Raw genomic sequence first — 11,391 nt, forward strand, 5'->3', positions numbered from 1 at the left:
GCAAGTGTATTAGTATGATATATATAAATACAATCATTCAAAAAAAATAAAGACTCTAACGTATTAGTAAGTAGTTAATATGTTGGAGTCTTTTTTATTTTCTTCTTATATACCTTCAAGTATTAAAGTTACCTCATTATTTAGTATCCATGGCTAATTAGACGCTGCGGTTGCAACTTGATTCAACGAATAATCAAAAATCCACTGATTAAAGTTTCACTTTATTTCAAAGAGAAAAAAGTCGAATTTTATATGTAAGAAAAAAAGAGGAATTTGACAGAAAAGATAGAAAATTTTAAAGGTCAGAATTTGTTAGCTTGCTAACTAATTTCTATTAATTAATGTTGGAAGCGTTTTCGGTTGGTTTTAAGTATGGACCATTTAATCTATTTACAGGGGGATGAAGATATTATGAAACAAAAATCTATGGATACGCTAGCTGCACAAATGGAGGACTTTTTTCCAGTACGTGATGTAGATCATTTGGAATTTTACGTAGGGAATGCAAAGCAATCGAGTTATTATCTTGCGAGAGCATTCGGATTCAAAATTGTGGCTTACTCTGGATTAGAAACTGGAAACCGTGAAAAGGTATCTTATGTTCTTGTGCAAAAAAATATGCGTTTCGTTGTGTCTGGAGCTTTAAGTAGTGAAAATCGTATTGCAGAGTTTGTAAAGACTCATGGTGATGGCGTGAAGGATGTGGCACTACTTGTTGATGATGTTGATAAAGCATACTCAGAAGCAGTGAAACGTGGTGCCGTCGCAATTGCTCCACCAGAGGAATTAACAGATGAGGACGGTACATTGAAAAAAGCAGTTATTGGTACGTATGGTGATACAATTCATACGCTTGTAGAGCGTAAAAATTATAAAGGGGCATTTATGCCAGGATTCCAAAAGGTAGAGTTTAATATTCCATTTGAAGAGTCTGGTTTAATTGCTGTCGATCATGTAGTTGGTAATGTTGAAAAAATGGAAGAGTGGGTTAGTTATTACGAGAATGTCATGGGCTTTAAACAAATGATTCATTTTGATGATGACGATATTAGTACAGAGTATTCGGCGTTAATGTCGAAAGTTATGACGAATGGAAGCCGTATTAAGTTTCCGATTAACGAACCAGCAGACGGAAAGAGAAAGTCACAAATTCAAGAGTATCTAGAATTCTATAATGGAGCTGGTGTACAGCATCTTGCTTTATTAACAAGTGATATTGTTAAAACAGTTGAAGCGCTTCGTGCAAATGGGGTGGAGTTTTTAGATACACCTGATACTTATTATGATGAGTTAACTGCACGAGTTGGAAAAATCGATGAAGAAATTGATAAGCTAAAAGAATTAAAGATCTTAGTAGATCGTGATGATGAAGGTTACTTACTACAAATCTTTACGAAACCAATTGTAGATCGCCCGACTTTATTTATTGAAATCATTCAACGTAAAGGTTCTCGTGGATTTGGTGAAGGAAACTTTAAAGCGTTATTCGAATCAATTGAAAGAGAACAAGAGCGTCGCGGAAACTTATAAGATTTATATCCACCAGCAAAAGTCCCTTTGCTGGTGGAAATTTCATTTTTATAAGGAGGAATCAGGATGAAATTTGTTACATTTCGTCTTCCTTCAAAAGAAATACGGGCTGGATGGCTTGAAGGTGACAAAGTAATAGATATGAATCTTGCTAGTGAAGGGAGAATCCCTTCTTCTATGATGGCTTTTTTAGAGAAAGCTGATGAGTATGTAGAAGTAGTGAGGAATGTTAAGAATCCAAATAAGGGTATATATGCTTTAGAAGAAGTACAATTGACAGCTGCTCTTCCTAATCCGAGTAGTATTCGAGATTTTTACGCATTTGAACAACATGTAAAAACAGCTCGCGGACGAAGAGGACTAGATGTTGTGCCTGAATGGTACGATATTCCGGTTTTTTATTTTACTAATCATCGTGCTGTAATTGGTTCCGGTGATTTTGTAATTGGTCCGAAAAAGTCTAAAAAGCTTGATTACGAGTTGGAGATCGCTTGCGTAATAGGAAAAGAAGGGCGAAATATTTCTCGTGAGCAAGCAGAGGAATATATTTTTGGTTATTGTATTATGAACGACTGGAGTGCGAGAGACTTACAAGCAACAGAAATGAAAGTAGGTCTCGGTCCAGCGAAAGGAAAGGACTTTGCAACTTCGTTAGGAGCACATCTTGTTACGAAAGAGGAATTAGATGTTTATCGTAATGGAGATCGATATGATTTAGAAATGACTGCTCATGTAAATGGAAAACTATTATCAAAGGGAAACTTCCAAGATATTTACTATACATTTGCTGAAATGATTGAACGTGCTTCAGAGGACGTTACATTATATCCAGGAGATGTGATTGGTTCTGGGACAGTAGGAACAGGCTGTATTTTAGAACTTGGTACAGAAGAGTGGCTACAAGATGGAGATGTTGTAGAGCTGTCGATTACTGGTTTAGGTACACTGCGTAATACGATCAAAAAAGAAAAGGAAGCGAGTGATGGGCATGTTTTATCGTCACATGGGAGAACTACCTCATAAACGACATGTACAATTTCGTAAAAAAGATGGATCGCTTTATCGTGAACAGGTAATGGGAACAAAAGGTTTTTCTGGTACGCAGTCTATTTTGTATCATCACTATATGCCAACAGAAGTAGGTCATTCTGCATTATCGCATTCTTGTCAGTTGCAGTATGAAGAGGATGTTGCTCTTTCTCATCGCCACTTCCGAACGAAAGAAAATAAAAAAAGTGGTGATGCAATAAGTGGACGAAATTTCATACTTGGAAATGAAGATTTGTTAATTGGAGTAGTGAGCCCAACAGAAAAAATGGATTATTTCTATCGTAATGGTGATGGCGACGAAATGTTATTTGTTCATTATGGAACAGGGGAAATTGAAACGATGTTTGGAACGATTCACTATAGAAAAGGCGACTATGTAACGATCCCAATTGGAACGATTTATCGTGTTATTCCAGATGAAGGAGAGACTAAGTTTCTTGTTGTAGAGGCGAATAGCCAAATTACAACGCCGCGTCGTTATCGAAATGAATACGGACAATTGTTAGAGCATAGTCCGTTTTGTGAAAGAGATCTTCGTGGTCCAGAAAAATTAGAGACCTATGATGAAAAAGGCGATTTTGTCGTAATGACAAAATCAAGAGGTTATATGCACAAACATGTTTTAGGACACCACCCGTTAGATGTTGTTGGATGGGATGGCTATTTGTATCCGTGGGTATTTAATGTAGAGGATTTTGAACCAATTACAGGGCGCATTCATCAGCCGCCGCCAGTACATCAAACATTTGAAGGGCATAATTTTGTTATTTGCTCTTTCGTACCACGTTTATACGATTATCATCCAGAGTCAATTCCGGCACCATATTATCATAGTAATGTTAATAGTGATGAAGTTCTTTACTATGTAGAAGGAAACTTTATGAGTCGCAAAGGTGTGGAAGAAGGTTCTATTACACTTCATCCGAGCGGGATTCCCCATGGGCCGCATCCGGGGAAAACAGAGGCAAGTATAGGGAAGAAAGAGACACTTGAATTAGCTGTTATGATAGACACATTCCGTCCGCTTCGTATTGTAAAACAAGCACATGAAACAGAAGATGAAAAGTATATGTATAGCTGGATTGAACAAGGTTCATATACTGTGAAATAAGTAAAAAAAGCATGCTCTCAATAAGGGAGCATGCCTTTTTTTGTGGAATCGACATGTATAATAATACCAAAAAGAGTTGTCGAAAGATATATAGAAAGAATGATAAGGATAGTGCATATTCAGAAGAATTTCTACTTGTTTCGACAAAAGTATTGACTAGGAAAAGCGTAATGAGTAAAATAAAAAAGCGAATTAAAAATTTTCAGAAAATTTAAAACTTGGAGGAGTGAAAGATGAAGCAAATTTTTCAAAAGAAGCCAATTGCAAAGTTAATGCAAGAAAGTAAGCAAAAAACGTTAGCAAGAACATTGGGCGCGCTAGATTTAACTATGCTTGGAATCGGAGCAATTGTTGGAACTGGTATTTTTGTTCTAACGGGTGTTGTGGCAGCGAAACATTCTGGGCCAGCTATTATATTATCATTTGCGATTGCCGCGCTAGCTTGTGCCTTTGCTGCATTTTGTTATGCTGAATTTGCTTCTTCAGTTCCTGTATCGGGCAGTGTGTATACGTATACATACGCGACGATGGGAGAAGTATTCGCATTTTTAATTGGCTGGGATCTAATGCTTGAATATTTACTTGCTACATCTGCTGTAGCAAACGGTTGGTCTGCATATTTTCAATCTTTATTAAAGGGGTTTGGAATTCACATTCCGACTATTCTCTCCTCGGCTCCTGGTACAGGGAAGGGTGGAATAATTGATCTACCTGCAGTTCTAATTATTTTAGTGATGACAGTTCTTTTATCTAGGGGTGTTCGTGAAAGTGCACGAGTAAATAACATTATGGTATTTATTAAAATAGCAGTTGTTCTTATTTTTATCTTTGCTGGTTTTAATTATGTGAAACCTGAAAACTGGACGCCTTTTATGCCGTTTGGTTTAGATGGTGTAATGGCTGGAGCGGCTACAGTATTCTTCGCATTTATAGGATTTGATGCAGTTTCAACAGCGGCAGAAGAAGTGAAACGTCCGCAACGTGATTTACCAATTGGTATTATTGCATCGTTATTAATTTGTACAGTTCTTTATATCGTTGTTTCGCTTATTTTGACAGGAATTGTTCCATACGGACAGTTAAATATATCAGATCCAGTTGCTTTTGCACTTCAATTTATTGGACAAGATGGCTTAGCTGGAGTAATTTCAGTAGGAGCAATTACAGGAATTACAACAGTAATGCTAGTTATGATGTATGGGCAAGTTCGTGTTTCTTATGCGATGAGCCGAGATGGTTTACTGCCGAAGCGTCTTGCTAAAGTTCATCCGAAATTTAAAACGCCATTTTTAAATACATGGACAACGGGAATTATTGCGGCACTGATTTCAGGATTAATAGATTTAAATGTTTTAGCACATCTTGTAAACATGGGGACATTGTCAGCATTTGCACTCGTAGCTGTTGCGGTAATTGTAATGAGAAGAACCCATCCAGACTTACCAAGGGCATTTAAGGCTCCGCTTGTACCGTTTTTACCAGCGTTAACAGTGATTTTCTGTTTATACTTAATGCTTCAATTATCGGGGACAGCATGGATTAGTTTTGGGATATGGATGGTTATTGGTATAGCGGTTTACTTCTTATATAGCCGAAAACATAGTGCTTTAAATAATAGTAAAAAAGAAGAAGATGTTGCGAATTTATAAGCGAAAAAAATCCATTCTAATTCTGTTAGAATGGATTTTTTTATTTGAAAATTTACATTTTTCTGAACTTATTATAAGATAATTGTTGGCTAACTAAAGGGGTGAAATGATGAAAAATACGTGGCGTGAGTTAAGGGAGATGGACCGTAACGTATGGATTCGATTTATTGGAGAGACGTTAAATGGAATTGCAATGATGATGTTAATGCCTTTTTTTGCATTATATTTAAAAGATAAGGTAGATTCGTTGTTGGAAGTTGGGGTTATTATGGCGCTTTCTCCAATTGCTGCAAGCTTTGGATCACTTATAGGAGGAAGAATTGCTGACATATATGGAAGAAAACCGATTATGATATTTTCTATGGCAAGTAATGCATTATTAATGCTCGGTTTTCTATTTATAGAAGGATTTATTCCATATGCAATTTTATCTATTTTTTTAGGATTGAGTAATTCTTTATTTCATCCAGCTGCATCAGCTATGGTCGCAGATGTAACGGCACCAGAAAAAAGAACAGAGGCATATGGTTTATTACGAATGGGACACAATATAGGTGCTGCGATTGGTCCGATAATGGGAGCATCAGTAGTTGTGTTGTCAAAGAATCTTGTGTTTATTATTGCCTCTTCTACAATGCTATTTTATGCGTTACTTGTATTACTTCTTATTCAAGAGACGATGCCAAAGAGGACAGATAAGGAAGAACATAAAGAAAAGGAATCTGGGGCAGTTTGGAAAATTGTAATGCGAGATAAGGTATTAATGATTTACTTATTAGCAGGTATTATCATTTCGATGGGGTTTTCTCAAACAGAAGGCATGTTGCCACTACATTTTGATAACGAAATGAAGCGTATTTTTGGAACGAATAATCCATATCCATATTTAATGACGTTAAACGGACTATTAGTTGTTTTATTCCAATTTCAAATTTCAAAATGGGCTACGGATAAACCAGTCGGGAAGACGATGTTATATGGTGCATGTTTGTTCGGGATTGGATTATTTTTTATAGGGTGGTTACCGAAGTGGTTTGGAGAGTTTAATACAAATGCTACAGTTATTTTAATAACACTACTGTTCGTTTATGCTATATATACGTTAGGTGAGATGATTATGTCGCCTGTACAAATGACATTTGTAGCAAACTTGGCACCTGAGCATTTGAGAGGGACTTATATGGGCGCTGCAAGTTTGCAGTGGATTACAGGAAGCGCATTTGGTCCACTTTTGGGAGGCTTTTTATTAGATCGATTACTTGGCCACTTTCTATTTACAATTTTAGCTGTAGGATGTGTAGTTGCAGGTATTGTATATATTTCTTTAGATCGCCTTGTTGAGCAAAGGCAAAAAGATACACTAACCAAACAATCTTCTTAGTAAATAGGTGACATACACAAAAAAGGGGATTTCTACATATTTTAGGTACATAACTAGATAGGATTACCATTTCATTTTAAAATTCACCTTTGTATAGTAGTGGAATAGAAAAAGTGTAGAAAACCAATAAGTGGTGTCATTTAATTATTTGTGGAAGTTACATTTTATTTCAAATAGGAACTACCTATTTTTATAAAAAGTGCTAAAATAGAAAAATGAAAACAATTGGTTAGGGTGATTTCAGTGACAAAAATTAAATTAGGTTTATTATATGGTGGAAAATCAGCTGAGCATCAAGTTTCGTTACAGACGGCTCTTGCTGCTATTAAAGCGTTAAATCAAGATAAATTCGAGATTCATCCAATTTATATTACAGAACAAGGTCAATGGGTACGTGGTGAGCGTATTGAAGGCGAAGTAACAGATGTTGAAGCTTTAAAAATGAGTAGTGCAGAAAATGCGATTTCTCCGTTATCATTAAGTACAGAGATTATTCCATCTGCAGCTTCTGAGGAAAACGCTATTGACGTTATTTTCCCATTACTACATGGACCAAACGGTGAAGATGGAACGGTTCAAGGACTATTAGAATTGATGAATATTCCTTATGTAGGAAATGGTGTTCTAGCATCATCTGCTGGTATGGATAAAGTTGTTATGAAAAACATCTTTGCAGAGGCTGGTTTAACACAAGCAAAATATGCGTCTTTCATTCGCAGTGCATGGGAAAAAGATCGTGAGGAAGCTTATTCTAAAGTAGAAGATAAGTTAGGATATCCTTGTTTCGTAAAACCAGCAAACCTTGGTTCAAGTGTTGGTATTAATAAGTGTAAAAATCGTGAAGAACTTGAGAATGCATTTGTAGAGGCATTCCAATTTGATCGCAAAATTATTGTAGAAGAAAATATTGTAGGTCGTGAAGTAGAAGTGGGGGTACTAGGTAATGATGAGCCGAAATGTTCAGTTGTAGGTGAAATCGTTCCGAAAAAGGACTTCTATGATTATAAGTCGAAATATATCGATGGTGATACGGCGTTAATTATTCCAGCTGAAATGACAGAAGAAGAATCTGATGTGATTAAGCGTGATGCAATTATTGCGTTCCAATCATTAGATGGTGCAGGCTTAACGCGAGCTGATTTCTTCTTAACGAAAGACGGAGAAGTGTATATTAACGAAGTAAACACTATGCCAGGATTTACACCGTTTAGTATGTTCCCTCTATTATGGCAACATACTGGGTTACCGTATCCAGAGTTAATCGAAGAGCTAATTCGTTTAGCGATTGAACGTCACGAAGAAAAACAAAAAATTAAATATACAATCTAACAAAAAAAGGAGGAAGCACTATTCGTAGGAATAGTGCTTCCTCTATGTAAGGAGCGTTTCTATATGATAAAGCGAATGTTAAAGCAAGTAGAACAGATGGTAAATGGTACTGGATTAGCAGAGCAATATGAGGGAACTATTATTCAAGGCGTGTCTATTGATACGAGAAAAATTGAAAAAGGAAACTTATATGTTCCGATTCAAGGGGAGCGTTTCGATGGACATGCTTTTGTAGATAAAGCAGTTGAAAATGGAGCTGTAGCTACATTATGGATGAAAGATGTAGCAAATCCACCCGAGAATCTTCCGGTTATTTTTGTAGAAGATACGCTATCTGCACTGCAAATGTTAGCGAAAAACTATCGCGATCAATTGGATGTTAAAGTTGTTGGTGTGACAGGTAGTAACGGTAAAACATCCACGAAAGATATTGTGACAAGTATTCTCGCGACTAAGTTCAAAGTTCAAAAAACAGAAGGAAATTTCAATAACCATATTGGGTTACCTCTCACTATTTTAAACTTAGAAGAAAATACAGAAGTAGCTGTATTAGAAATGGGTATGTCAAGCCGAGGAGAGATTGAATTTTTATCTAAGTTAGCTCGTCCTAATGCAGCTATCATTACGAATATTGGTGAGGCACATTTAATGGATTTAGGATCTCGTGAGGCAATTGCTGAAGCGAAATTAGAAATTGTTACAGGGTTACAAGAAGGTGGCGTGTTCGTATATAATGGAGATGAGCCGTTATTAACGAATCGTGTTCCTGAAATGAATTTAGCAGCAGAAACAGTTACGTTTGGTGATGCAAGAGCCAACGATTACTATCCAACAACTGTAACATTACAGGCAACTGGGACACATTTTAAAATGAATAGAGATGAAAATATTTCATTCTACCTACCGGTGTTAGGAAAACATAATGTGTACAATACACTTGCTTCAATGGCAATTGCGACACATTTTGGGGTGACGTGGGAAGAAATGAAACAAGGTTTAGTAACACTTCAAATGACGGGCATGCGTATGGAGATTGTAAAAACGGATAGTGGATTAACAATTATCAACGATGCTTATAATGCAAGTCCGACGGCTATGGAGGCAGCATTCCATTTAATGAATGGTTTAGATGGATTTACTAAAAAAATCGTTGTGCTCGGTGATATGTTAGAACTTGGAAATCAAGAAGTGCAGTTCCATTATGAGGTAGGTAAATTAATCGATCCAGCAAAAATCGCACATGTATTCACATACGGTAGATTAGGAGCTCAAATTGCTGAAGGAGCGAAAATTAATTTCCCTAATGAACGTGTAAAGGCGTATGATAATAAAGAAGAGTTAGTAAGAGATTTACAAGCGGTAGTCGATGCCAAAGATGTTGTATTAATAAAAGCATCTCGCGGTATGAAATTAGAAGAAGTAATTACGATGTTGAAATAATTGGTGTATATAAATAGGGATGATAGTCACGAAAATAGAAGAAACTTATAATAAGCGCTTACAGTAAATGATAAAAAAATAAAAGTAAAGAAAAAGGCCCTTAATATAAAATAAGGTAACAGTTGGGTTTGCTTTTTACACATACAAAACTTATAATTGATAAAGTGTAATAACGTTTAGAAGTATTTTCGTGAAGAATATACGCCCGGTTATATACGTGAACATTCAGGAAAAGGGCTTTTCCGCAAATTCGGAAAACGCCTTTTTTTAAATGATAAGTATAGGATAGAAAAGGAGAAGTAACATTGACAACATTTCGAGAATTAGGATTAAGTGAGTCTTTACTGCAATCGGTTGAAAGTATGGGCTTTGAAGAGGCTACGCCGATTCAAGCTGAAACAATTCCACATGCATTGCAAGGTAAGGATATTATTGGGCAAGCGCAAACAGGTACAGGGAAAACAGCAGCATTCGGATTACCACTATTAGATAAAGTGGATACAAATAAAGAAGCAGTTCAAGGTATTGTTATCGCGCCAACGCGTGAATTAGCAATTCAAGTTGGAGAAGAGCTATACAAAATTGGTAAACATAAACGTGTTCGTATTCTACCAATTTATGGTGGTCAAGATATTAACCGCCAAATTCGTGCTCTAAAAAAACACCCACACATTATTGTTGGTACGCCGGGTCGTATTTTAGATCATATTAACCGTAAAACACTTCGCTTACAAAACGTAGAGACTGTTGTTCTTGATGAAGCGGATGAAATGTTAAACATGGGCTTCATTGAAGATATTGAAGCGATTTTAACAGATGTGCCAGAAACACATCAAACATTATTATTCTCAGCGACAATGCCAGATCCAATCCGTCGTATTGCTGAGCGTTTCATGACTGAGCCTCAACACATTAAAGTAAAAGCAAAAGAAGTAACAATGCCAAACATTCAGCAGTTCTATTTAGAAGTGCAAGAAAAGAAAAAGTTTGACGTGTTAACACGCTTACTAGATATTCAATCTCCAGAGCTTGCGATCGTATTCGGTCGTACAAAGCGTCGTGTTGATGAATTATCAGAAGCATTAAACTTACGTGGTTATGCAGCAGAAGGTATTCATGGTGACTTAACACAGGCGAAACGTATGTCTGTATTACGTAAATTTAAAGAAGGTGCTATTGAAGTTCTTGTTGCAACAGACGTTGCTGCACGTGGTCTTGATATTTCAGGCGTAACACACGTATACAACTTCGATATCCCACAAGATCCAGAATCATACGTTCACCGTATCGGTCGTACTGGCCGTGCAGGTAAAAAAGGTATTGCAATGTTATTTGTAACACCACGTGAATCAGGACAATTAAAAAATATCGAGCGTACAACAAAACGTAAAGTTGATCGCATGGAAGCACCGACACTTGATGAGGCATTAGAAGGTCAACAACGTTTAATCGCTGAAAAACTTCAAAGCACGATTCAAAATGAGAACTTATCATACTACAAGCGTATTGCAGAAGAAATTTTAGAAGAGAATGACTCTGTAACAGTAGTAGCTGCTGCTTTAAAAATGATGACTAAAGAGCCGGATACAACTCCGATTGCTTTAACATCAGAACCACCAGTTGTTTCAAGAGGTGGCGGTTCTAAAAAACGTGGCGGTAACGGAGGCGGATACCGTGATGGTAACCGTAATCGTAGTCGTGATGGACGCGGTGGTGGCGATGGTCGTAACCGTGATGGACGTAATCGTGACGGAAACCGTGATCGCAATCGTGATGGAAACCGTGATCGTAATCGTGATGGTGGTAGTCGTGGTCGTAGAGGTGAAGGTCAAGGTCGCCCAGGATCTTCAAATGGACGCGGCGAAAGAAAACATCATAGCCGTCCACAAGCTTAATAAAAA

General features: G+C 36.9%; 8 protein-coding genes. All 8 read left to right on the plus strand.

All coding sequences use genetic code 11. The features are described 5' to 3' along the window. The first annotated feature begins 411 nt into the window (after positions 1 to 411). Positions 412 to 1,530 (plus strand): 4-hydroxyphenylpyruvate dioxygenase, encoded by a 1,119-nt coding sequence (hppD, locus tag MR160_RS30685; RefSeq protein WP_000810920.1) that lies wholly within the window; start codon positions 412 to 414, stop codon positions 1,528 to 1,530. A 66-nt stretch (positions 1,531 to 1,596) separates the two neighbouring features. Next, positions 1,597 to 2,553: a fumarylacetoacetate hydrolase family protein gene (locus MR160_RS30690; RefSeq protein ID WP_000673996.1), complete on the plus strand. Its 957-nt coding sequence runs from the start codon at positions 1,597 to 1,599 to the stop codon at positions 2,551 to 2,553. Next, a complete protein-coding gene (locus tag MR160_RS30695; RefSeq protein ID WP_242298976.1) occupies positions 2,519 to 3,691 on the plus strand; it encodes a homogentisate 1,2-dioxygenase in 1,173 nt (390 codons plus the stop codon). The genes MR160_RS30690 and MR160_RS30695 overlap by 35 nt, the downstream gene beginning before the upstream one ends. A 233-nt stretch (positions 3,692 to 3,924) precedes the next feature. After that, positions 3,925 to 5,340 (plus strand): branched-chain amino acid transporter BcaP, encoded by a 1,416-nt coding sequence (bcaP, locus tag MR160_RS30700; protein ID WP_000809361.1) that lies wholly within the window; start codon positions 3,925 to 3,927, stop codon positions 5,338 to 5,340. A gap of 109 nt (positions 5,341 to 5,449) precedes the next feature. Beyond that, the gene (locus tag MR160_RS30705) at positions 5,450 to 6,721 is read left to right on the plus strand and encodes an MDR family MFS transporter (RefSeq protein ID WP_086403029.1); all 1,272 of its coding nucleotides are present in this window, start codon (positions 5,450 to 5,452) and stop codon (positions 6,719 to 6,721) included. A 243-nt stretch (positions 6,722 to 6,964) separates the two neighbouring features. Then, a complete protein-coding gene (locus MR160_RS30710; protein WP_000161435.1) occupies positions 6,965 to 8,050 on the plus strand; it encodes a D-alanine--D-alanine ligase in 1,086 nt (361 codons plus the stop codon). 63 nt (positions 8,051 to 8,113) lie between these two features. Beyond that, positions 8,114 to 9,490: a UDP-N-acetylmuramoyl-tripeptide--D-alanyl-D-alanine ligase gene (gene murF / locus MR160_RS30715; RefSeq protein WP_000595968.1), complete on the plus strand. Its 1,377-nt coding sequence runs from the start codon at positions 8,114 to 8,116 to the stop codon at positions 9,488 to 9,490. 305 nt (positions 9,491 to 9,795) lie between these two features. After that, a complete protein-coding gene (gene cshA, locus MR160_RS30720) occupies positions 9,796 to 11,385 on the plus strand; it encodes a degradosome RNA helicase CshA (RefSeq protein ID WP_242298975.1) in 1,590 nt (529 codons plus the stop codon). The last annotated feature ends 6 nt before the right edge of the window (positions 11,386 to 11,391 follow it).

This window comes from Bacillus cereus group sp. BfR-BA-01382, from assembly GCF_022663475.1.
Classification (GTDB): domain Bacteria; phylum Bacillota; class Bacilli; order Bacillales; family Bacillaceae_G; genus Bacillus_A; species Bacillus_A thuringiensis_S.